20 protein-coding genes and 2 pseudogenes are annotated in these 21,905 nt (G+C 74.5%); 8 read left to right on the top strand and 14 right to left on the bottom strand.

Annotated elements, in window-relative coordinates; all coding sequences use genetic code 11:
* Positions 1-61: 61 nt before the first annotated feature.
* From ACIF6F_RS06110 to ACIF6F_RS06095, 4 genes are all read right to left on the bottom strand, one after another.
* Positions 62-925 (bottom strand): LytR/AlgR family response regulator transcription factor, encoded by an 864-nt coding sequence (locus ACIF6F_RS06110; protein ID WP_399941833.1) that lies wholly within the window; start codon positions 923-925, stop codon positions 62-64.
* A gap of 19 nt (positions 926-944) precedes the next feature.
* Entirely contained in the window at positions 945-1,805 is an 861-nt protein-coding gene (locus tag ACIF6F_RS06105; RefSeq protein ID WP_399941830.1) for an Fpg/Nei family DNA glycosylase, read from the bottom strand.
* A 79-nt stretch (positions 1,806-1,884) separates the two neighbouring features.
* Complete coding sequence (locus ACIF6F_RS06100) at positions 1,885-3,933, bottom strand: SpoIIE family protein phosphatase (RefSeq protein ID WP_399941827.1); 2,049 nt, start codon at positions 3,931-3,933, stop codon at positions 1,885-1,887.
* A 63-nt stretch (positions 3,934-3,996) separates the two neighbouring features.
* Positions 3,997-5,259, bottom strand: coding sequence for a DUF6777 domain-containing protein (locus ACIF6F_RS06095; RefSeq protein WP_399941824.1), 1,263 nt, complete (start codon positions 5,257-5,259; stop codon positions 3,997-3,999).
* 203 nt (positions 5,260-5,462) lie between these two features.
* Between ACIF6F_RS06095 and ACIF6F_RS06090 the strand changes: the two genes are divergently transcribed.
* The 3 genes from ACIF6F_RS06090 to ACIF6F_RS06080 are packed head-to-tail and all read left to right on the top strand — an operon-like array spanning position 5,463 to position 8,416.
* Positions 5,463-6,380 (top strand): YndJ family protein, encoded by a 918-nt coding sequence (locus ACIF6F_RS06090; protein WP_399942201.1) that lies wholly within the window; start codon positions 5,463-5,465, stop codon positions 6,378-6,380.
* Positions 6,377-6,901, top strand: coding sequence for a DUF1990 family protein (locus ACIF6F_RS06085; RefSeq protein ID WP_399941822.1), 525 nt, complete (start codon positions 6,377-6,379; stop codon positions 6,899-6,901). The genes ACIF6F_RS06090 and ACIF6F_RS06085 overlap by 4 nt, the downstream gene beginning before the upstream one ends.
* Positions 6,902-6,937: 36 nt before the next feature.
* Positions 6,938-8,416 carry a lipase maturation factor family protein gene (locus ACIF6F_RS06080; RefSeq protein ID WP_399941819.1) on the top strand — a complete coding sequence of 493 codons (1,479 nt, stop codon included), beginning with the start codon at positions 6,938-6,940 and terminating at the stop codon, positions 8,414-8,416.
* A gap of 73 nt (positions 8,417-8,489) precedes the next feature.
* Here ACIF6F_RS06080 and ACIF6F_RS06075 read toward each other — a convergent pair whose 3' ends face one another.
* From ACIF6F_RS06075 to ACIF6F_RS06060, 4 genes are all read right to left on the bottom strand, one after another.
* On the bottom strand, positions 8,490-8,978 hold the full coding sequence (locus tag ACIF6F_RS06075; protein WP_399941817.1) for a hypothetical protein: 489 nt from the start codon (positions 8,976-8,978) through the stop codon (positions 8,490-8,492).
* A gap of 312 nt (positions 8,979-9,290) precedes the next feature.
* Positions 9,291-9,713, bottom strand: coding sequence for a DUF350 domain-containing protein (locus ACIF6F_RS06070; RefSeq protein ID WP_399941816.1), 423 nt, complete (start codon positions 9,711-9,713; stop codon positions 9,291-9,293).
* Positions 9,714-9,936: 223 nt separating this feature from the next.
* Positions 9,937-10,950: an NAD-dependent epimerase/dehydratase family protein gene (locus tag ACIF6F_RS06065; RefSeq protein WP_399941814.1), complete on the bottom strand. Its 1,014-nt coding sequence runs from the start codon at positions 10,948-10,950 to the stop codon at positions 9,937-9,939.
* Between the two features lie 177 nt (positions 10,951-11,127).
* Positions 11,128-11,307, bottom strand: coding sequence for a hypothetical protein (locus ACIF6F_RS06060; RefSeq protein WP_399941812.1), 180 nt, complete (start codon positions 11,305-11,307; stop codon positions 11,128-11,130).
* 383 nt (positions 11,308-11,690) lie between these two features.
* Between ACIF6F_RS06060 and ACIF6F_RS06055 the strand changes: the two are divergent.
* Positions 11,691-12,197 (top strand): annotated as a pseudogene (locus tag ACIF6F_RS06055) (inositol oxygenase family protein); the annotation flags it as partial.
* A 125-nt stretch (positions 12,198-12,322) separates the two neighbouring features.
* Here the strand turns inward: ACIF6F_RS06055 and ACIF6F_RS06050 are convergent.
* Positions 12,323-13,798 (bottom strand): SDR family NAD(P)-dependent oxidoreductase, encoded by a 1,476-nt coding sequence (locus tag ACIF6F_RS06050; protein ID WP_399941810.1) that lies wholly within the window; start codon positions 13,796-13,798, stop codon positions 12,323-12,325.
* Between the two features lie 370 nt (positions 13,799-14,168).
* On the opposite strand from ACIF6F_RS06050, the gene ACIF6F_RS06045 reads away from it, so the two are divergent.
* Entirely contained in the window at positions 14,169-15,278 is a 1,110-nt protein-coding gene (locus tag ACIF6F_RS06045; protein WP_399941807.1) for a DMT family transporter, read from the top strand.
* On the opposite strand, the gene ACIF6F_RS06040 is transcribed toward ACIF6F_RS06045, so the two are convergent.
* Positions 15,228-16,439: a transglycosylase family protein gene (locus tag ACIF6F_RS06040; RefSeq protein ID WP_399941805.1), complete on the bottom strand. Its 1,212-nt coding sequence runs from the start codon at positions 16,437-16,439 to the stop codon at positions 15,228-15,230. The genes ACIF6F_RS06045 and ACIF6F_RS06040 overlap by 51 nt on opposite strands.
* A gap of 197 nt (positions 16,440-16,636) precedes the next feature.
* On the opposite strand from ACIF6F_RS06040, the gene gndA reads away from it, so the two are divergent.
* Together gndA and ACIF6F_RS06030 are read left to right on the top strand one after the other, a co-directional pair.
* The gene (gndA, locus tag ACIF6F_RS06035; RefSeq protein ID WP_399941802.1) at positions 16,637-18,094 is read left to right on the top strand and encodes an NADP-dependent phosphogluconate dehydrogenase; all 1,458 of its coding nucleotides are present in this window, start codon (positions 16,637-16,639) and stop codon (positions 18,092-18,094) included.
* Positions 18,095-18,275: 181 nt separating this feature from the next.
* Complete coding sequence (locus ACIF6F_RS06030) at positions 18,276-19,475, top strand: NAD(P)/FAD-dependent oxidoreductase (RefSeq protein WP_399941799.1); 1,200 nt, start codon at positions 18,276-18,278, stop codon at positions 19,473-19,475.
* Between the two features lie 37 nt (positions 19,476-19,512).
* On the opposite strand, the gene ACIF6F_RS06025 is transcribed toward ACIF6F_RS06030, so the two are convergent.
* The 4 genes from ACIF6F_RS06025 to panD form a co-directional block, all read right to left on the bottom strand.
* On the bottom strand, positions 19,513-19,698 hold the full coding sequence (locus ACIF6F_RS06025; protein ID WP_399941796.1) for a hypothetical protein: 186 nt from the start codon (positions 19,696-19,698) through the stop codon (positions 19,513-19,515).
* A gap of 71 nt (positions 19,699-19,769) precedes the next feature.
* Positions 19,770-20,465 carry an aspartate/glutamate racemase family protein gene (locus tag ACIF6F_RS06020; RefSeq protein ID WP_399941793.1) on the bottom strand — a complete coding sequence of 232 codons (696 nt, stop codon included), beginning with the start codon at positions 20,463-20,465 and terminating at the stop codon, positions 19,770-19,772.
* Entirely contained in the window at positions 20,465-20,800 is a 336-nt protein-coding gene (locus ACIF6F_RS06015) for a GNAT family N-acetyltransferase (RefSeq protein ID WP_399941791.1), read from the bottom strand. The genes ACIF6F_RS06020 and ACIF6F_RS06015 overlap by 1 nt, the downstream gene beginning before the upstream one ends.
* An 82-nt stretch (positions 20,801-20,882) precedes the next feature.
* A complete protein-coding gene (gene panD / locus ACIF6F_RS06010) occupies positions 20,883-21,302 on the bottom strand; it encodes an aspartate 1-decarboxylase (RefSeq protein WP_399941788.1) in 420 nt (139 codons plus the stop codon).
* Between the two features lie 324 nt (positions 21,303-21,626).
* On the opposite strand from panD, the pseudogene ACIF6F_RS06005 reads away from it, so the two are divergent.
* A pseudogene (locus ACIF6F_RS06005) lies at positions 21,627-21,803 on the top strand (thioredoxin-disulfide reductase); the annotation flags it as partial.
* Positions 21,804-21,905 lie beyond the last annotated feature (102 nt).

Genomic DNA, 21,905 nt, shown 5'->3' with positions numbered 1-21,905 from the left:
GGGCGTCGGGGTGGTCCCCGTACGGGACCGGCGGCCGGTCCGGGCTGTCGGCGGCCACCGGTCAGCCCCGGGCCCGGCGCATCAGGAGGTCGCGCAGTTCGCGGGCGTGGCGGCGGCTGACGGCCAGTTCCGCGGCCCCGACGCGGACGGTGGTGGCCCCGGCGTCCACCCGGAGTTCGTCGATGCGGGCCAGGGCGACCAGGTGGCGGCGGTGGATGCGCACGAAGCCGCGGGCGGCCCAGCGCTCCTCCAGGGTGGACAGCGGGATGCGGACGAGGTGGCTGCCGGTGGCGGTGTGCAGGCGGGCGTAGTCGCCCTGCGCCTCCGCGTACGCGATGTCGTCGACCGGCACGAAGCGGGTGACGCCGCCGAGTTCGACGGCTATCTGCCCGTCGGCCGGCGGCTGCGCGGGGATCCAGGCGGCCCCGGGGGCCGGCGGACCGGCCGGCTCGCCGGCGGTGCCGGGGCCCGGGACCTGCTGGACCTGCTGGACCTGCTGGGGCCGGTGGGCCTGCTGGGCTTGCTGGGCCTGCTGGAGGTGCTGGTCGCAGACCCGCCGTACCGCTTCCGCGAGGCGTTCGCGGCGTACCGGCTTGAGCACGTAGTCCACCGCCTTGAGGTCGAAGGCCTGGACGGCGAAGCCCTCGTGGGCGGTGACGAACACCAGGTGCGGGGGGCGGGCGAAGCCGGACAGCAGGCGGGCCACGTCCAGGCCGGTGAGCCCGGCCATGTGGATGTCGAGGAAGACCACGTCGACGGCGTCGGGGCTGTCGGGCCCGGCCTCCAGGGCGCGGCCGATCCGCCGCAGCGCGCCGGTCGCGTCGTTGGCGCCCTCGGCGCTGCGCACGCGCGGGTCGGCCCGCAGCAGGTACAGCAGTTCCTCAAGGGCGGGTTTCTCGTCGTCGACGGCCAGCGCGCGCAGCATGCCGCGCAGTGTAAACGGCCTATTTCAGCAGGCGGGAGAGGCGTCTGTCGGCCAGCGGCTTCCCGCCGGTCTGGCAGGTGGGACAGTACTGGAGGGCGGAGTCGGCGAAGGAGACCTCGCGGATGGTGTCCCCGCACACCGGGCAGGCCTCCCCGGCGCGGCCGTGCACGCGCAGTCCGCTCTTCTTCTCCGCCTTCAGCCGCCCGGCGGCGACGCCCCGGGAGCGCTCGACGGCCTCGGCGAGGGTGGTCTCCAGGGCCTCGTAGAGGCGGGTCACCTCGTCCTCGCCGAGCTTCGCGGCGAGTTTGAAGGGGGACGTGCGGGCGGCGTGGAGGATCTCGTCGCTGTACGCGTTCCCGATGCCGGCGATGACGCTCTGGTCGCGCAGCACGCCCTTGATCTGGCGGCGTTCACCCGTGAGGAGCGCGGCGAACGCGGCCCGGTCGAAGCCCTCGGCGAGCGGGTCGGGTCCGAGGCGGGCGATGCCGGGCACCTCGGCCGGGTCGTGGACCACGTACACGGCGAGGCGTTTCTGGGTGCCGGCCTCGGTGAGGTCGAAGCCGCCGCCGCCCTCCAGGGCGAGGCGCAGCGCGAGGGGTCCCTTGCCGGGGCGGGGCGGGGTGGCGGGCAGGGTGTCCTGCCAGCGCAGCCAGCCGGCCCGGGCGAGGTGGGTGACCAGGTGCAGGTCGCCGAAGGAGAGCGCGAGGAACTTGCCGTACCGGGCGGTGGGCCCGGCGGTCCGTCCGTGCAGGGCGGTCAGCGGCGGGTCGTACGTCTTGAGCACACTGACGGCGGCGGGCCAGACGCGCTCGACGACCCGGCCGGCGAGGTGCTCGTCGAGGAAGTCCCTCAGGGCCTCGACCTCCGGCAGTTCCGGCATGTATCCCAGCCTGCCGCACAGAGCCGCGTGTGGCGCGCCGGGCGCCGTCCGGCGGCGCGGGCGGCGACGCCGCCGCCCGTCAGTCCATGATGAACTCGCACCACACGCACTTGCCGCTGCCGCGGGACTCCACGCCCCAGACGTCCGCGAGGCGGTCCACCAGCATCAGCCCGCGGCCCGAGACACCGGATTCGCCGGCCTCGCGCCGGCGCGGCAGGGCGCTGGAGCGGTCCTCGACCTCGACGCGGAGGCGGCGTTCCGGGCCGGTGAGGACGCGGAGGGTGACGATCGCCGGCCCCTCGGTGTGCATCAGGGCGTTGACGATCAGCTCGTCGGCGACCAGCTCGATCTCGTCGGTCCGCTCCCCCGCACCCCACGTCCGCACCGCCGCGCCGATCATGTGCCGGGCGGAGATCAGCGCCTCGGGGTCGTTCTGGGCCACGTGCTGCTGGAGGCGGCCGCCCCCGCGCGGGGTCTCCTCGACGCGGCGGCGGAGCAGCAGCAGCGCCATGTCGTCGTCGCCGCCCCGCTCGTCGACGATCTCGCAGAGCCGGTCGGCGAGGCTCTGGAGTTCGACGGGGCCCCGCTCGATCTGGGAGGTGAGCGCCCGGATGCCGTCGTCGAGGTCGGCACCCGGCTGCTCGACCAGGCCGTCGGTGCACATCAGCAGGGTCTCGCCGGGGTCGAGTTCGACGGTGGTGACGGGGTACTCCAGGCGGCCGAACTCGGCGGAGAGGCCGAGCGGCATGCCGCCCTCGACCGGCACCCGCCGCACGTCGCCCCCGCGGGAGCGCAGCAGCGGGTCGATGTGCCCGGCGCGGACCAGCTGGACCACGCCGGTGGTCAGGTCTGCCTCGGCATAGGTGCAGGTGGCGAAGCGGTCGGTGTCGAGTTCGTGGAGGAAGCCGGAGGCGCGGGCCATCACGGTCGCGGGCGCGTGGCCCTCGGAGGCGTAGGCGCGCAGCACGATCCTGAGCTGGCCCATCACGGCGGCGGCGTGGGTGTCGTGGCCCTGGACGTCGCCGATGACCGCGCCGACCCGGCCGCCGGGCAGGGGGATGACGTCGTACCAGTCGCCGCCGATGTCGCGGCCCATGCGGGCGGACCGGTAGCGGACGGCGATCTGGGCGCCCGGGACGGTGGGGATGCGGCGGGGCAGCATCGCCTGCTGGAGCCCCTCGGCCAGTTCGTGCTCCTGCTCCAGCAGCATGGCCCGCTGGAGGCTCTGCGCGATGCTGCTGCCGAGCGCGACCAGCAGGTTCCGCTCGTCCTGGGTGAAGCCGTCCTTGTCCTGGTAGAGCAGGCCGATGGCGCCTATCGGCCGGGCCTGGGCGATCAGCGGCAGGTAGGCGGCGGCCGAGATCTCCATGTACGCGATCTTGTCCCAGAGGATCGGGTAGCCCTCGGCGAACTCCTCGGCGGACTCGATGAACCGCGGCTGGAGCGACCGGACCACCTCGCTCATCGGGTAGCCCTCGTCGATCCGGGTGTAGCGGGTGCCGGGCACGAAGCTGCCCTCGGGGCCCTCGGCGACCAGGTGGATCCGGCTGCCGGACTCGACCAGGCCCATCACCATGCCCATGGTGCCCAGGCGCTCCAGGCCCTGGCTGTCGCTGAGCGCGTCGATGACGTCCTGGACGGTGCGGGCGTGCGCGAGCGCCGCCGTGGTGCCCTCGACCACCGAGGTCTGGCGGCGGCGCTCCTCGTCGAGCCCGAGGCGCTCGGCGGAGTGGCTCAGCTCCTCGGTGGCGTCGCGGACGATGCCGATGATGCGGTACGGGCGGCCGTCGGCGTCCCGCATGACCCGGCCCTGGGTGTGGGTCCAGCGGTGCCGGCCGTCGCGGCAGCGGATGCGGAAGTAGGCGCCGTAGCTGTCGGAGCCGCTCTTGAGCGCGCTGGAGACCAGCGCGTCGAGCCGGACCGCCTCGGCGGGCGGCACCCGGGGGGCGAGGGACTCGGGGTGTCCGTCGTATTCGTCCGGCAGGACGTCGAAGACCTCGTGTGCGGCCGGATCCATGTGCATGAGTCCGGTGACCAGGTCCCAGTCGAAGCTGCCCATCCGGTTGAGCGCCAGGCTCTGGTCCGGGTGTGCGGGCCAGTCGTCCGGCAGCGATACGGTGGTCGGCACCGATCCACCATGACACTCTTCGGCCGATTCCTCGACAGGAGGCCGCCGCGCGGTGTGCTCGGCTCAGGCGTTCTCCAGGTAGGCGTCGGGATCGGGGGCCTGGGTGTCGCCGGTGCCGCCGTACGGGTCGTAGGGGTCGGGGCTGTAGGGGGCGTACGGGTCCCCGGTCGAGCCGTCCGGCAGTACCGGGACCTCGCCGGTGAGCGGGTCCCCGGGCGGGGTCTCCACGGGCAGGTCGGACGGGACGTCGCCGGGGAGTTCACCGGGCGTGGTGCCGGTCCCGGTGTCGGGGAGGGTGGGCAGCGGTTCCGCGGGGCTGCTGCGGTCCGGGGCGGTGGTGTCGGGCGACACGTCCGCGGGCGGCGGGGTGAGCGGCGGGCAGTCGGTGGCCCGTGCGGCGGGGGGCTCCGTTGTGGTGCCGTCGTCCGCTCTCGGGGTGGCGCTCAGGGGCGGGGTCGGGGTGGCGCAGGGGTCGCCGGAGCCGGTGTCCGGGCCGGTGGGCGCGTCGGAGGGGATCGGGCCGGTCGGGTCGTGGGCCGGCGGGACCGCGGGGCGGCGGTCCTGGGCGCCGTCGTCGCCGGTGGTGCGTTCGATCCAGGTGTTGTCGGTGATGTTGACGATCACCAGGTTGGTGACCGCCTGCGTGGTCGGCTTGATCACGACCACCTGGTGGGGCTGGTAGCCGGGCCAGGGCGCGCCCCGGTGCAGCTGTTTGCCCTCGACGGCGGCGGGCGGCATCAGCGGGTTGCCGCAGGCGCAGCGCACGCGGGGCAGGCCGCGCTCGTCGACGAGGACGGCGGTGCCGGCCTGGAGCACGGACTGGAAGCTGGTCGCCCGGCCGTCGCGGAAGCCGTGGTTGGTGACCCGGGTGTCGGCCCGCAGGACGACCGGGGTGAGGCCGCGCAGGAAGTCGGGGAGTTCGGCCTGGGCGACGCCCGCGGCCCGGGAGAAGGCGCGGGCCCTGGCCTGTTCGGCGGCGAGGAAGGCGACCTGCTGCTCGACGTCGCAGCTGCCCAGTTTGTGGGTGCCGCCGTAGAGGCCGGGGACGGCGCCGTTGATGGTGCGCAGGGTGGGTGCGCCGCCGCTGTCGGTCGGTTCGACGTCGGCCGTGCCCGACGTACCGCCCGTGCCGGAGGGGAGGGCGACGGAGGAGGTCGCCGTGGACGCGGTGAACGGGTCGGGGCCGGCCGCCGCCACGGGCTGGAGGTGGACCTCCTGGCCGCGGGTGGCGGCGCGGGCGCCGCCGCCGTCGGAGCAGGCCGCGGTGAGGAGGCCGAGGGCGGCCACGCAGGCGGCGAGGGGGTAGCTGCGGACCGTTGTTCGCACGGAATCTCCTCTTCAGCCTGGAATGACCTCATTGTCTGCGGGGCGGCGCACCGGGTCGCAAGCGGAGCGGGGCCGGGGGGTGACGCTGCGTGCACCAATGGCGGAGGGCGTCGCGCACCGAGACCTTCTTGAACATGTTCAAGAATCTGCGTAGGCTGCACCTGCGAGTTGAACACGTTCAAGGGGGGTGTGCCATGTCCGCGTTGAAGCTGCTGGTCGATCCGGTGGTGGCCCTGGGCATGCTGGCCGTCGTCCCGGCGGGCCTCCGGCTGGCCGGCTCCGCCGGACCGCGGGGGACGGGGGTCCTCACGGTCGCGGCGCGCTGGTGGCCGGTGGCAGCGCTGCCGGGAGCGGTCTCCCTCTGGCTGCCGAGGGGCGCCACGTCCACGGCCCTGGCGGCCGTGTACGCGCTGGCCGCCCTCGCCCTCGCGGCCCTGGCCGGAGCCCGGCTGGTCCGGGCGGGGCGGGGGGACGCGGCAGGGCGGGCGGACCGGGCGGGGGGCGGCGCGCGCCGGCCTCGGCCCCGGCTCCGGCTCCGTCCCCGGCTCCCGGCCGAAGAGGTGGCCCTGCTCACCGCCCTGGTATCGCCTTCGGTGGCCGCGACCGCGCTGGTCGCCGAGCGCGCCGGCCGGCACCTCTTCGGCTTCGACCTCGACATCCTGGCCCTGACCGTGCCCCACTTCCACTTCGCCGGCTTCACCGCGGCGCTGGTGGCGGGGCTGGTCTGCCGGGCGGCCGGGGCCGGGCCCCGGGCGCGCTTCGCGGCGTACAGCGTTCCGGCCGGGACGCTGCTCGTCCTCGCCGGGTACTTCGTCGACGATTGGCTGGAACTGGCCGGCGCACTCGTGCTGACCGCGGGCATGTGGACCGTCTCGCTGCTCACCTGGCAGGACATCCGCGGCCGCACCGCCGACCGTCTGACCCGCGCCCTGCTCGCCACCTCCGCGGTGGTCCTGCCGGCCACCATGCTGCTCGCGCTCAGCTGGGCCCTGGGCGAGGCCACCGGACTCCCCCACCTCAGCCTGACCTGGACCGCGGCCACCCACGGCCTCGGCAACGCCCTCGGCTTCGCACTGTGCTCGGTGCTGGCCTGGCACCGTCTGAAGGAGACACCGGCATGAACCCGCTGCTCGACCCCGGCGCCCTGAGCTACCCCGAGGCGGGCGCCACGCTGCGCGGCCCGCTGCCCGCCGGCTACCACCACCTGCGCCACCGCACCCGGGTCGGCACCGGCCGGGACGCCTTCGAGGCCGCCGGCCGGGCCGTCACCACCTTCGCGATGCACCGGGCCGTCGGCCTGCGGGTGCGGGCCGACCGGGAGCGCGCGGAGCCCGGCGTACGGCTGGACAACGGGCTCGGCATCGGCCGGCTGGAGCTGTCCGTGCCCTGCGAGGTGGTCTGGGCCGCGTACGAACGGGACCTCGCCGGCTTCGCGTACGGCACCCGGCACGGCCACCCCGAGCAGGGCGAGGAGTCCTTCGTGGTGGAGCTGGCCGAGGACGGGGCGGTGTGGTTCACGGTGACGGCGTTCAGCCGGCCCGCCACCTGGTACACCCGCCTGGCCGGGCCCGTCGTGCCGTTCCTTCAGCTGCGCTTCGCCCGCCTCTGCGGCCGCCGGCTGCGGCGGCTCGCGGCGGCCTGAGGCGCCCGGGCGGCCCCCGGGCGGATACTGGAGGGGATGGACTGGTTCACCGAGCCCGGCTACTGGCTGAGCCGGCTGGTCTTCCAGCGGGGTCTCGCCGGGCTGTACGCCGTGGCCTTCCTCGCCGCCGCGCACCAGTTCCGCGCGCTGATCGGCGAGAAGGGGATGCTGCCCGTACCGCGCTACGTGCGCCTGGTGCCCTTCTCCCGCGCCCCCAGCCTCTTCCAACTGCGCTACTCCGACCGGCTCTTCGCGGGCTGCGCCTGGACGGGCGTGCTGCTGGCCGCCGCGGTGGCCTTCGGCGCGGCCGACGCGGTGCCGCTGGGTGCGGCGATGGCCATGTGGCTCGTGCTGTGGGCCCTGTACCTGTCGATCGTCAACGTCGGGCAGACCTGGTACGCGTTCGGCTGGGAGTCCCTGCTGCTGGAGGCCGGCTTCCTGGCCGTGTTCCTCGGCAACGCCTCGGTCGGCCCGCCGGTGCTGGTGCTCTGGCTGGTGCGCTGGGTGCTGTTCCGGGTGGAGTTCGGCGCGGGGCTGATCAAGATGCGGGGCGACCCGTGCTGGCGACGGCTGACCTGCCTCTACTACCACCACGAGACCCAGCCGATGCCGGGGCCGCTGAGCTGGTTCTTCCACCGGCTGCCCCGGCCGCTGCACCGGGTGGAGTGCGGGGCCAACCACGTGACGCAACTGCTGGTGCCGGTGCTGCTGTTCACCCCGCAGCCGGTGGCCACGGTCGCGGCGGCCGTGATGGTGGTGACCCAGCTGTGGCTGGTGTTCTCGGGGAACTTCGCCTGGCTGAACTGGATCACCATCGTCCTCGCCCTGTCCGCGGTGGACTTCACCCTCTTCGGCGCCCCGGAGCGGACCGAGGCGGACTTCGGGGCGACCCCGCTCTGGTACACCGTCCTGGTCTGCGCGCTGACGGCCCTGGTCCTGGTGCTCAGCTACCACCCGGCCCGCAACCTGCTCTCCCGGCGGCAGGTGATGAACCGCTCGTTCGACTCCCTGCACCTGGTGAACGCGTACGGGGCCTTCGGTACCGTCGGCCGGATCCGCGACGAGGTGGTCGTCGAGGGCACCGCCGACCCGGTGCCGACGCGCGGGAGCGAGTGGCTGCCGTACGAGTTCAAGGGCAAGCCCGGCGACGTGAAGCGGATGCCGCGCCAGTTCGCCCCGTACCACCTGCGGCTGGACTGGCTGATGTGGTTCGCCGCGCTGAACCCGGGCTACGCGCGCGACTGGTTCGGGCCGTTCGTGACCCGGCTGCTGGAGAACGACCGGGACACCCTCCGGCTGCTGCGGCACAACCCGTTCCCCGACGCGCCGCCGGTCTACGTCCGGGCCCGCCTCTACCGCTACCGCTTCACCACCTGGCCCGAACTCCGCGCCACCCGCGCCTGGTGGCACCGCCGCCTCCTCCGCGACTTCCTCCCCCCGACCCGCCTGGCCACCGCCCGGGACCGGGGTGGCGAGTACGACGCGTACGAGACGTACGACGAGCCGGACGAGTAGGACCAGGCCCGGCACCGGGTCCGGGCGGTGACCCCGCAGCCGCAAGGGCTCCGAACGCCCGGCGGCGGTGCGGTCAGGTGCAGAAGACTTCGCGTGCCGCGGACGCGCCCTCGTTCCAGCCGTCCCTGAAGGCCTCGTTCGCGGACGCCGGCGGCTTGGCCGCGCAGTCCTCGCTGACGGCGTCCCAGCCTGCCGTGACCCCGGCCTTGTACGTGGTGCCCGGTCCGACGGTGGGTTCCGGGCCTCCGGTGCACACGGTGGTGGTGCCGCCCTGCGTCACGGCGTAGCGGCCGTCGGCCTTGTTGGCGATGCGGAAGGAGCCGCCGTCCGGCACGTTGAACACGGTGGTGGCGGAGCCCGGCGAGGACAGCTGCGCCTCCCCCGGCGTGAATCCCTTGCCCTCGATCGTGACCCGCTCCACCTGGTTCGGGTCCGAGACGGTGCAGGTGGCCGCCGGTGCGGCGGCGGGCGGCTGGGCGGACGACGCCGGTGCCGCCGCGAGCGCCGAGGCGCCCAGCGCGATCACGGCGGCCGCGGCGATGGTGCGCGCGGGTCGGTGCATGGTGCTTCTCCTCGGTGCCTCGTCGGGTTTGGCGCGACCGGGTCACATCCGGGCCCTCGGGCGCGGCCGGGCGCACGCGCGGTCCGGGCGGGCGGTCTCCCGGCTCCGGCCGGCGCGGGCCGTACGGAACGGCCGTCGGCCTCGGGGCGCGCGGTCCTGCCGCGCGCGGGCGGGCCGTAGTGGCTCCATCGTCCCCTGCCCGGTTCGGCGTGTCGACCGGACGGGCGGTGCCGGCAGACGACCTGCCCGGTGACGACGCGAAGGCGCCGCCCCCCTGCGGGAGCGGCGCCTTCGCGTGGTGTCGGGTGCCGGTCAGGCGATGGACGCCGAGACGATGGCCGCCACGGCCAGGTTGCAGGACGCGGTGACCCATACGGCGGGGTGTGGCTCCGGGTCGACGACTATGGCGCCGAGCTTCCCGGGGGTGACCAGGTCGAGCACGAGGAACGCGACCGCCATGAGGACCAGGCCGAGCACTCCGAAGGCGGCGGTCGACGCGAGGCCCTTGCCGAAGTCGTCGTACGTGGTCCAGATCGAGGTGAAGACGATGCCGCCGATGCCGAGGAGCGCGGAGCTGAGCATGAGGGCGGCGTTGCGGTTGCGCTCCTCCCAGATCTGCTTGGGCAGCTTGCCGGGGGTCAGCACGTCCACCAACACGATGCCGAGGATCAGCAGCACCAGGCCGAGCGCTCCGTAGGCGCTGGTCCGGCCAAGTCCGTTGACGATATCGCTCATGGTGAGGCGTGTCTCCCTAGGGGGGCTGGAAGGGGGGGCGGGGCGGGCCGGCCGAATTTATCGCATGGCAGCCGACCGGACCAGACGCCTGGAGGGCGCGGGGCCGGCGACCGGCCTGGGACGGCCTCAACTGCCAGAGCTGCGTCGTGTGCGAGGGGTGGGAGAGCGGCGATGACGGCAACTGCGCCGACTGCCCCCACCCGTTCTTCTCGCACGACACCGGCTAGGGCACTTGAGCGCCCGGAACGCCGAGGGAGCGGAGGAGGGCTGATTCCTTGTGGGGGGCCAGGCCCACCGGGGGGCGGTCGGGGCGGTGCGGGGCCGGGCCGTTCAGGGAGGTGAGCCAGGCCCAGGTGTCGGCCACTGTCTCGGCGACCGGGCGGCAGCGCAGGCCCGCGGCCAGGGCTCGGGTGACGTCGGCGCCGTGCACGGCCTGGCGGTCGGGGCCTTCGGGGAGCCAGACGGGGAGTTCGGTCCAGGGTTCGATGCCGGCGTCGAGCAGGACCGCCGGGTCGGTCCAGTGCAGTGCGGCGGTGCCGCCGGTGGCGGTGACGCAGGCGTCGAGCAGGTCGCCCAGGGTGGCGTGGCCGGGCGGGGAGACCAGGTCGTACGGGCCCGAGAGGCCGGCCGCGGCCGCGTCCAGGGTCCACCGCGCGAGGTCGCGCACGTCGACGTACTGGACCGCCTGGTCGTGCGGGCCGGGGGCGAGGACCGGGCCGCCGCGTGCGATGCGGGTCAGCCACCAGGGGAGGCGGCCGATGTTCTCGTACGGGCCGATGACCAGGCCGGCGCGGACGAACAGGGTGCGGCCGGCGCCGAAGGCGGCTTCCGCGGCGAGTTCGCCCCCGCGCTTGGCCTCGGCGTACGGGGCTTCGGTGAGGTCCGGCGAGGAGTCGACGACCGGCCCGTCCTCGGCCAGGCCCGGCGCCGCGGGGTGGGCGTAGACGGAACGGCTGGACACGTACACGTAGCGGCCGGCGCGCGGCGCCAGCAGGCGGGCGCTGTCCCGCACCGCGGCGGGGGCACCGGACCAGGTGTCCACCACCACGTCCCACTCCCCCGCGGCCAGCGCGGCCAGGCCCTCCGGGGTGGTGCGGTCGCCGTGCAGCGCGGCGGCGCCGGGAGGCGGCGCGTGGCGGCCGCGGTGGAAGACCGTGACCTCCCAGCCGCGGGCGAGGGCGTCCTCGGTGACGGCGCGGCCCACGAACTCGGTCCCGCCCAGCATCAGCAGTCTCATGGCGCCAGCCTGCCCGGCGGGCGGCACGGACGGAACGCCCGCTCGCCCACGGCGGACGGGCGTTCGCCGGGGGCGGACGGAGGGATGGATTCCGGAGGGGTGGCCGTGGTCGGCGACGCTCGGCACATGGCGGGCCCCCGTGCCGAAGGGGGCACGGGGGCGCGTCGTGGCCGGCTGTCAGTCGATGCCGGGCAGGATGTGCGGCTCCGCGAGGTCGTCCTCGTAGCCGGCGAGCCGGATGGGCGCCGACCGGGCCCACACCTCAAGGCTGCCCAGCTCGTCGGAACGGCGGCGGCCGCGCCGCTCGGTGGCTCGTTCCTTCAGGCCTTGATCATGCTGCGTCAACTCTGGTGTCACCGCGCACTCCTTTGCGTCGCGTAACCCGTCGGGCTCCCGCGCTCGGTCGCCTCCGACCGGTCCCAATCGTCCGTCGGGGCTGTGAAAAGGGCAGTTCGGTCGCGGTGGCGCCGTCTCGTGTTCACACGGTGGTGGCCTTGGTGGGGCTTTCCGTGCGCCTAAGGTTACACATATGAGCGGGGTCCCGCTCGATAGGGGGATGAATTCCGGCCTGTCTCCTTCCCGACCACGCCCGTTCAGCACCGCGTCCCCGGTCGTGTTCACCGGACCGTGGTCTGCTCGCCCCGTCGGACGGGGAAGGCTCGGCGCGAGCGGAGGCAATCGTGGTGGCGGACGAGACCGGCGAGGCGGACGTGCCCCGTGTGGGCAGTGTCGCGGAACTCATGGAGCTGCTGCACGCCTGCCGCGGGGCGTGGGACTCGCCCGACCGCAGCGGGGATCCGGTGGATCTGCACGATCACGCCCTGCAGACCGCACATCTGTTGCGCCGTTCCCACCCTGCGGACAAGGAACTTCAGGTGGCGGGGCTCGTGCACGACCTCGGCCATCTGCTCCGTCCGGGTGACGACGCGGGTCACGCGGACACCGCGGCGGACGCGGTGCGGGGGCTGCTGGGCGAGCGCGTGGCGCGGCTGGTGCGGCTGCACGTACCGGCGAAGCGGTACCTGGCGGCGGTCGAGCCGGGGCGGCCGCTGTCGGCGCAGAGCGCGCTGACCCTCGCCGCGCAGGGCGGGGTGATGGGCCGCGAGGAGGCGGCGGCGTTCGCGGCCGGTCCGGACGCGGGGGCGGCGGTGATCCTCCGCCAGGCCGACGACGCGGGGAAGACCCCCGGTCTCGACGCGGGGGTGATGGAGGACTGGCGCCCGGTCCTGGAGCTGGCCGCGGACCGGGCGTACGCCCGGAGGGCGGGGGCGCCGGGCCCCGCGTGGCGGGCGCGCGTGCGCCACGCGGGGACGGCCGGGGGCCCGGCGGGGACGGCCGGGGGCCCGGCGGAGGCCTCCGGGGGCCCGGCCTCCTACCAGTTGGCGGGCGAGTAGTCCTTCAGGAAGACGCCGTACAGGTCCTCGCCGGCCTCGCCGCGGACGACCGGGTCGTAGACGCGGGCCGCGCCGTCGACGAGGTCGAGGGGCGCGTGGAAGCCCTCCTCCGCCAGGCGCAGCTTGTCGTAGTGCGGGCGCTCGTCGGTGATCCAGCCCGTGTCGACCGAGGTCATGAGGATCCCGTCGGCCTGGAACATCTCCTGGGCGCTGGTCCGCGTCACCATGTTCATCGCGGCCTTGGCCGCGTTGGTGTTCGGGTGGCCCGCGCCCTTGTAGCCGCGGCTGAAGACGCCCTCCATCGCCGAGACGTTGACGACGTACGCGCGGCCGCTGGCCGACTGCCGGGCGGCCGCGGCCATGACCGGCCGCAGCTTGCTGATCAGGATGAACGGCGACGTGTAGTTGCAGAGCTGGGTCTCCAGCAGCTCGACCGGGGAGATCTGGTCGATGGTCTGCACCCAGGTGTTGGTCTCGACGACGTCCGGCAGCAGGCCGCCCGCGTCGATGGCGGTGCCGTCGAGGTGCCGCTCGATGCTGGCGTTGCCCGCGACGAGCGCCAGGTCGGCGACCTTCTGGGCGTCCAGCCCGCTCGTGCCGAGCGGCAGGGCCGCCAGCCCGTCGACCGCGCCGGAGCCGAAGGCGCCGATGACGTGGTGGGCGGGCAGCTCGCCCGCGGGCAGCGGGGCGCTCTCCCCCTCGACCAGCGCCGCGTACGCGCTGGGCAGGCGGCGCACGGTCTGCGTCGCGTTGTTGATCAGGATGTCCAGCCGGCCGGCCTCGGCCAGCTGGTCGGCGAGCGCCACGGACTGGGCCGGGTCGCGCAGGTCGATGCCCACGACCTCCAGGCGGTGCATCCAGTCCGCCGAGTCCTCCATCGCCTTGAAGCGGCGGATGGCGTCCTTCGGGAAGCGGGTGGTGATCGTGGTGTGCGCGCCGTCGCGGAGCAGCCGCAGCGCGATGTACATGCCGATCTTGGCGCGGCCCCCGGTGAGCAGGGCGCGCTTGCCGGTGAGGTCGGCGCGGGCCTCGCGCTTGGCCCGGTTCTGGGCGGCGCAGGCCGCGCAGAGCTGGTGGTAGAAGTAGTCGACCTCGACGTACCGGGTCTTGCAGACGTAGCAGGAGCGCGGGCGCTGGAGTATGCCGGCGATCCGCCCGGCCTCGGTGGCCGAGGAGGGCAGGATGCCCTCGGTCTCGTCGTCGATGCGCTGCGCGGAGCCGGTGGCGGTGGCCTCGGTGACGGCCTTGTCGTTGGCGGTCTTGGCGGCGCGGCGCTCGGAGCGGCGACGCTGCTTGACCGTGCGGTAGATGCCCGCGGTGGCCCGGCGCACGGTGATCGCGTCGGGGTGGTCGACCTCCAGCTTGTCGAGCTCCTCGAGCACGCTCAGGCAGACGGCCAGGCGCTCGGGGTCGATGCCCGGGCCGTACTCCTGGATGTCTTCAGTCACCGTCATGGCCGCTGCCGTTCCTCGTTGCTCGTGGTCTGCTCGTCGGGTCGTCGCCCGTGCACCGGCCGCCGCCCGTGCACTGCCGCGCGCGCGTCGTCGGTGATGCCGTCCGTGGCCCGCGTACGCGTCTCGCGCGCGCGTCCCGTACCGAAAGGAGAACTTTACGGAGCCCCCCGCCCGCCCTCCAAACCCGGTCACGGTGTGCGACCTCACGGTCACGCCGCGTCCGCCGGAGGGCACGCTTCCGGGTGTCGTGCGCCGCCCGCAGTACGCCGTACTCCAGCCGCGGTAGGGCGATGACCTGCTCAGGTTCGAGGAATAGTCGAGTGGACGGGGGCATTCTGGAAGACATGGACCTGACGCTGCCGGGGTCCCGATGAGCGCGCTGGCGCTGTCGGTGCTCCTCTGTCTGATATCGGCCCTCGCGTACGCGGGGGGCGCGATAGTCCAGGAGCGGGTGGCCGTGAGCACCCCGGACCGCCCCTATGCGCCGCTGCGGCGGCCCGCGTGGTGGACGGCGGTGGGCCTGAACGGACTCGGCGCCCTGCTGCACGTAGCGGCCCTCGCGTACGGCCCGCTCTCCCTGGTCCAGCCGCTGGGCGCGCTGACGATCGTCTTCGCGCTGCCGCTGGCCGCGCTCTTCGTGCACCGCCGCGCCGGGCGGACCGCCTGGCGCGGGGCGTTGATGGCCACTGCGGGGCTCGCGGGGCTGCTCGCGCTGACCGGGCGGGCCGTGCACGCGGATCCGCTGGACGCCGGTGAGCGGGGGCTGCTGGTGCCGGTGACGGCGGCTGCGGTGGCGGTGCTGTGGGCCGCCTCGCACCTGGTGCGGCGGCCCGCCCAGCGCAGTGTGCTGCTGGCAGCGGCCGCGGGCACGGCCTTCGGCATCGCCTCGGTGTTCACCAAGTCGGTGGCCACCGGGTGGACCGCCTCGGCGCCGCTGGCCCAGTACGGGGAGATGCTGGTGATCGCGGGGCTGGCGACCTCCGGGCTGCTGCTGTCCCAGGCGTCGTACCGGGGCGCGGGGCTGACCGCGCCGCTGGCCACGGTCACGGTGGTCAATCCCGTGGTGGCGGCCGTGGTGGGGCTGACCCTGTTCGGCGAGTCGTTCCGCGGCGGCCCGGCGGGGGCGGCCGGTGCGGTGGTGTTCGCGATGCTCACGGCGGCGGGTGTGGTGCTGCTGATGACCGAGCGGCACGCCGCCGAGGTGGCGGAGTCCGAGTCGATCTCATCGGGCCGGGCGGGAGACGGCATGCCGTCTCCCGCTCCCACCGGGCGCGTGGTGGCGTCCTCGGGCGCCCGGCGGGAGTCCGCTCCGCCGCCGGTGTCGGCAGCGGCAATGGCGTCGGCGGCGCGGGGGGCCGCGTCGGCCTCGGCAGCGCGGGTCGCTGCTTCGGCCTCGGCTGCGCGCCCGGCTGCGGCGGTGGCGGTGGCGTCAGATGGAGACGCCGCGGTTGCGCAGGTACGCGAGCGGGTCGATGTCTGAGCCGTAGCCGGGGCCGGTGCGCACCTCGAAGTGCAGGTGCGGTCCGGTGACGTTGCCGGTGGAGCCGGACCGTCCTATGCGCTGGCCGGTGTTGACGCTCTGTCCCGCCCGGACGTTCAGCGCCGACAGGTGCGCGTACTGCGAGTACCTGCCGTCGGCGTGCCGGATGACGATCTCGTAGCCGTACGCGCCGGCCCAGCCCGCGGAGACCACCTGGCCGGAGCCGACGGCCCGGACCGAGGTGCCCGTGGAGACCAGGAAGTCGACGCCGGTGTGGTGGCCGCTGGACCAGTGCGAGCCGGAGGCGTGGTACGGGGTGCCGACGGCACCGCTGACCGGGGCGGTGAAGCCGCCCTGCTTCTTGGTGCCGGCCTGCCGGGCCGCGGGCTTCTTCTCCGGGGCCTGCTTCGCGGGGGTCTTCGCCTCGGGCTTGGCGGGTACGGGCTTCGCCGTGCGCGGGGGCTTCTCCGGTGAGGGCGCGGGCACGGCGCGCGGGGTGCCGACGCGCAGCGAGAGGCGCTGGCCGGGGTGGATGAGGTTCGGGTCGTCGCCGACGACCTGCCGGTTGGCCTGGTACAGGGCGTGCCAGCCGCCGCGTACCCGGTGGTCCTGGGCGATGGCGGAGAGCGAGTCGCCGGGCGCGACGGTGTACGGGGAGCCCTTGCCGGCCTGGGCGCGCGGGACGGCGGCCTTGGCCGGGGTGCCGGCGGCGCCCTGCTGCTGCTTCGGCACGGCCTTGACCGTACGGGTCTGCACGCGCGGCGCGGCGTCGGGCGCGGGGCCGCCCCGGGCGAGGTTCGCCTGGCGGCCGCAGACGGGCCAGGCGTTGGGGCCCTGGCCGTCGAGGACCTTCTCGGCGACCGCGATCTGCTGGGCCTTGGTGGCGAGGTCGGCGCGGGGGGCGTGCACGGTGCCGCCGAAGGCGCGCCAGGTGCTCTGGCTGAACTGGAGCCCGCCGTAGTAGCCGTTGCCGGTGTTGATGTGCCAGTTGCCGCTGGACTCGCAGGCGGCGACCTTGTTCCAGGTGTCGACGCTCGCCGCGTGGGCGTCGCCCGCGCCGATGAGCGGCAGGACGATGCCCGCACCGCCCGCCGTGACCGTCAGCGAGGCGCGGTTGATGCTGCTCGGCTGGTACCGGCGGTGCCGGCCGCGTACGGCCATGAGTGCCCCCTTGAAGACATCAGGAGTCGCACAACCTAACGTCGGTCTCCGGATCGTGACAAGGGGGCTCGGAGGGCGCAACGGCTCGCGCTCAAGAGGAAGTTGACATTCCAGCGAGCCGGGGGGACGCCTGTCGCGAGGGGAGGCGGGTAGCGTCGGCCCTCCCGCACACCGCCGGCACTCAGGAGCGCAGAACGATGGACAGTACGTCTCAGCAGGGCACCGCCCACATCGGGGTCACCGGCCTGGCCGTGATGGGCTCCAACCTGGCCCGCAACCTCGCCCGGAACGGCTTCACGGTGGCCGTGCACAACCGCACCGCCGCCAAGACCCGTGCCCTGGTCGAGGAGTTCGGCCACGAGGGCGCCTTCGTGGCCGCGGAGAGCGCGAAGGAGTTCGTCGCGGCGCTGGAACGGCCGCGCCGACTGGTCGTCATGGTGAAGGCGGGTGAGCCGACGGACGCGGTGATCCGCGAGTTCGCGCCGCTCCTGGAGCCGGGCGACGTCGTGGTCGACGGCGGCAACGCGCACTTCGAGGACACCCGGCGCCGGGAGCGCGAACTGCGGGAGCTGGGCATCCACTTCGCGGGCGTGGGCATCTCCGGCGGCGAGGAGGGCGCACTGCTCGGGCCGAGCATCATGCCGGGCGGGTCGAAGGAGTCGTACGAGGCACTGGGCCCGCTGCTGGAGCGGATCTCGGCGAAGGCCGCCGACGGGACCCCGTGCACCTCGCACGTCGGGCCGGACGGCGCCGGGCACTTCGTGAAGATGGTGCACAACGGCATCGAGTACGCGGACATGCAGCTGATCGCGGAGGCGTACCACCTGCTGCGCGAGGTGGCCGGGTTCTCCCCCGAGCGGATCGCGGAGACCTTCCGCGCCTGGAACCGGGGCCGCCTGGACTCGTACCTGATCGAGATCACCGCCGAGGTGCTGGCGCACGTGGACGCGGCGACGGGCCGCCCGTTCGTGGACGTGGTGGCGGACCGCGCCGAGCAGAAGGGCACCGGCCGCTGGACCGTGCAGATCGCACTGGACCTCGGGGTGCCGGTGTCCGGCATCGCCGAGGCCGTGTTCGCGCGGGCCGTCTCGGGGCACACGGCGCTGCGGGCCGCCTCGCGGGAGCTGGCCGGGCCGGTGCCGGTGCCGCTCGCAGGAGAGGCGGCGGAGGCGTTCGCGGCGCGGGTGGAGCAGGCCCTGTACGCGTCCAAGGTGGTCTCGTACACGCAGGGCTTCGACCAGATCCGGGCCGGCAGCGGGGAGTACGGCTGGGGCGTGGACCTGGGTTCCGTGGCGGCCCTGTGGCGGGGCGGCTGCATCATCCGGGCCGCCTTCCTGGACCGGATCAGGGCGGCGTACGCGGCGCGGCCCGAGCTGCCGAGCCTGCTGGCGGACGAGGGCTTCGCGGCGGAGACGGCGGCGGCGCAGGACGACTGGCGGGCGGTGATCGCCACGGCGGTGGCGCAGGGGGTGCCGGTGCCGGCCTTCTCGGCCTCGCTCGCGTACTACGACGCGCTGCGCGCGGAACGCCTCCCGGCGGCCCTGACGCAGGGCCAGCGCGACTACTTCGGCGCGCACACGTACCGCCGCGTGGACCGCGAGGGGGCGTACCACACGCTGTGGAGCGGCGACCGGACCGAGGTCCGGACGGACTGACGTCCGGACGGACTGAGGTCCGGGGCGTGGCCCAGGGCCAGCCTCCGCGGGGCGGGCCCTGGGCGACGTACGGGCGGGGTCGCGCGCCGGGGCCCGCGCCGGGGGCCCCTGCCGCCTTCCGGCGCGCCGGGAGGCGGGGTCTGCGGCTAGCGTGGAAGCAGAGCGATCGGCAGGTGTTGCCATGACGCACACGACGTACGACGCGATCGTCGTCGGGGCCCGCTGCGCGGGCGCTCCGACGGCCATGCTGCTGGCCCGCCAGGGCCATCGGGTCCTGCTGACGGACCGCGCCGTCTTCCCCAGCGACACCGTCTCCACCCACCTGATCCACCCGCCGGGCGTGGCAGCGCTGGACCGCTGGGGGCTGCTGGAGCGGGTGACGGCCGGCGGCCTGCCCGAGATCACCCGGTACTCCTTCGACCTCGGACCGCTCACCTTCGCCGGTTCCCCGGCCGGCTTCGGCTTCGCCGGCTCGTACGCGCCGCGCCGCACCGTGCTCGACAAGATCCTCGTGGACGCGGCGGCGGAGGCCGGCGCCGAGGTGCGCGAGGGGTTCTCCGTCGAGGAACTGGTGGGCGACGGGGAGGGAACGGTGACGGGGATCCGGGGCCGCGAGCACGCCGGCGCGCAGGTGACGGAGCACGCCCGGGTGGTGGTCGGGGCGGACGGTGCGCACTCCTTCGTCGCCCGGACCGTCGGAGCCGACACGTACGACGAGATCCCGAAGCTTCAGGCGGGCTACTACACGTACTGGGACGGGCTCGGGCTGGAGCAGTTCGAGGCGTACCTGCGGGCCGAGCGCGCCTTCGCGGGCTGGCCCACCCACGACGGGCTGAGCCTGGTCGTCTGCAGCTGGCCGATGAGCGAGTTCGAGGCCAACCGGGCCGACGTCGAGGCCGAGTACCTGGCCGCCATCGCCCTGGCTCCCGGCCTGGCGGAGCGCGCCGCCGGCGCCACCCGGGTGGGGCGGATCATCGGGACCGCCGTACCGAACCACTTCCGCACGCCCTACGGGCCGGGCTGGGCCCTGGTCGGGGACGCCGGCTACCTCAGGGACTTCATCACGGCGCAGGGCATCCAGGACGCGTTCCAGGACGCCGAACTCTGCGCCCGCGCCCTGCACGAGGCCCTGACCGGGCAGCGTCCATTCGAGGAGGCCATGGGGGTCTACCAGGAGGCGCGCGACGGGCGGGTCCGGGAGATGTACGGGTTCACGGCCGACTTCGCGAGGATCGAACCGCCGACGCCGGCGATGCAGCAGGTGTTCGGCGCCATCGCGCAGCGCCAGGAGCTGATGGACGGCTTCGCCCGAGTCCTCGCGGGCGTGACCCGTCCGTCGGAGTTCTTCTCCGACCCGGCGCTGACGGGCGCGCCGGCCTGAGCCGGCCCCGGCTCGGCGCCCGGTGGTGTGCCGGGGATCAGCCGAGCGGTCCCGGCGGCGGGATCGGGGCGGGTCCGGGGGGCGGCGGGATCGGATCCGGCTCCGGAACCGGGCCCGGCGTCGGGGGCGGCGGCATCGGCGGCGGGTTCGGCACGGGGGTGGGCTCCGGCACGGGGGTGGGCTCCGGGTCGGGCGGACGCGTCAGCTCGGGGGTGGTTGCCATGCCTCCAAGGGTCCCTCGCGACGCCCGGCACTGCCCACCGGAGTGGCCCGGTGGGACCACGCGGGAGGGCCCTACGCCGTCCCCGCGCCCGCGGAATGCGCGCCCGCGGCGGTCGCGGCGGCGGCCAGGCCCGGGGCCGGGCTCGACAGGACGGGCGTGCCGGGGCGTACGAGGTCGGCGGCCGGGGCCATCGAGGCCTGGGCCAGCACGATCACGTCGGCGGCGCCGGACGCGGTGAGGGCGTCGGCGGCAGCGGCCACGGCGGCCAGATAACCGTCCGTGTCACCCGCCTCCCAGCGTTCCCAGGCACCCTCGACCAGCCGGCCCTCCAGGCGCACGGCGGCGGGCCGGTCGCCGCCCGGGGCGGCGGGCCGGTCGCCCGCAGCCTCCTCGGCGAGCAGCGCCAGCGTCGGTTCCAGGGTGCTGGCCACGGTTCCGAGGACCACGACCCTGCCGCCGAGCCGTACGGCCTCGGCGGCCATCGGGCGGTCCAGGCGCAGTACGGGAACCGCGAGCGGCACGGCCTCGGCGACGGCGCCGATGGAGGAGCAGGTGCACAGCACCGCCGCGGCGCCGCCGTCCGCCGCCTCCCGGACCAGGCGGGCCACCTCGCCGGCCATCGCCCCGGGCCCGTGCTCGCGGGCGCCGTCGAGCAGCTCGGGGGCCACCACGTGGCGCAGCTCCAGGCCGGGGTGGTACCGGTCGCGGAGCGCGTCGAAGACCGGCACGTGGGCCGGGGAGGTGTGGAGCAGGGCGAGGGCCGGCATCAGACGGGGTTCGCAGCCTGCTGCGCCTCGGCGGCGGCCACGAGTTCCGGCGCGGGCTCGGGGGCCAGCTCCGGGTGCCGGGAGGCCCACTTGGCGGCGTACGGGCAGAGCGGGACCACCGGCACGCCCTCCTCGGCCGCGATCTCGTAGAACCGCCGCACCAGGTCGCCGCCGATGCCGCGGCCCTCGTGGCCGGGCTCGACGACGGTGTGGACGGGGACGAGCGCGCCCACGGGGCCGTCCAGCACGAAGTACACGATGCGGCCCACGACGTGGCCGTTCTCGACGGCGCGCAGCCGCCCCGCGTCCCGGTAGTCCTTGATCTCGACGGCCATGCCGGTCACCCGGTCCCCCCTGTGAGCACGAAGGCGCGGCGGCGGTTGCCGCCACGCCGTCCCCTGCGTCCGCTGCTGCCGGCTACGCGCCGACGGCGTGCGGGCTGCGCCGCTGGTCCGTCCCCGGCACCGGCGCCGACGCGTCCTCGCCCAGCTCCACGATCCGGTTGTCGGCGTCGACGTGCACGACCTTCGGCCGCAGCGCCCGTGCCTCGGCGTCGTCGACCTGGGCGTAGCTGATCAGGATGACCAGGTCGCCGGGGTGCACCAGGTGCGCGGCGGCACCGTTGATCCCGATCACGCCGGAGCCCCGCTCGCCCTCGATGACGTACGTCTCCAGGCGGGCGCCGTTGTCGATGTCGACGATGTGCACGAGCTCGCCGGGCAGCAGATCCGCCGCCTCCATCAGCTCGGCGTCGACGGTCACGGACCCCACGTAGTGCAGGTCGGCCTGCGTGACCGTGGCCCGATGGATCTTGGACTTGAACATGGTGCGCAGCATGTTGGTCTCCTGTAAGACGGCTCCCTGCCTGCTTTCTGCAGGTCAAGGGCGGTCTGCACTCTACACCGGAAGGCGTCTGGTCGGAGATCTAAAGGGAAATCCACTGCCTCGGACGAGAAGGCTCCTGGCCTGCACTTCCGTGGGCATCAGGCCGTTGTGACGCTGCCGACCAGGCTTCGCATCGGCCAGCCTCTTCGGAACGTGGGGGCACTGATGCTGACCAGATGCCGACTCACCTGACGGTACATCATATAAATGTGCCGATCCCCCCAGCGGCCGACCGCCAGGGCCTCCAGGACCGGCCCCTGTGGCCTGCCTCCCCGCTCAACCCGTACGAACATCCCTGGCGTCTTCGCCGCGGGCGACGTCGTCGACCACACCTACGGCCAAGCCATCGCCGCAGCCGGTTCGGGCTGGGCAGCGGCCCTGGACACCGAGCGCTGCCTCGCCGCCATGAGCCACAGCAGCACGGACGTCTGCATGGCGCAGGTCAACGCCTGACTGGCTGGCCCTCACCCCGGGGTGGGGGCGACGCCGCCGATGTGCGCGCTCACTCCCTTCATGCACCCCTGCTCCCCCACGTAACTTGCGACGTCGGCCTGT

This window comes from Streptomyces sp. NPDC086023 (genome assembly GCF_044540325.1).
Lineage (GTDB): Bacteria > Actinomycetota > Actinomycetes > Streptomycetales > Streptomycetaceae > Streptomyces.
This window is presented reverse-complemented; position numbering and strand designations above follow the sequence as displayed.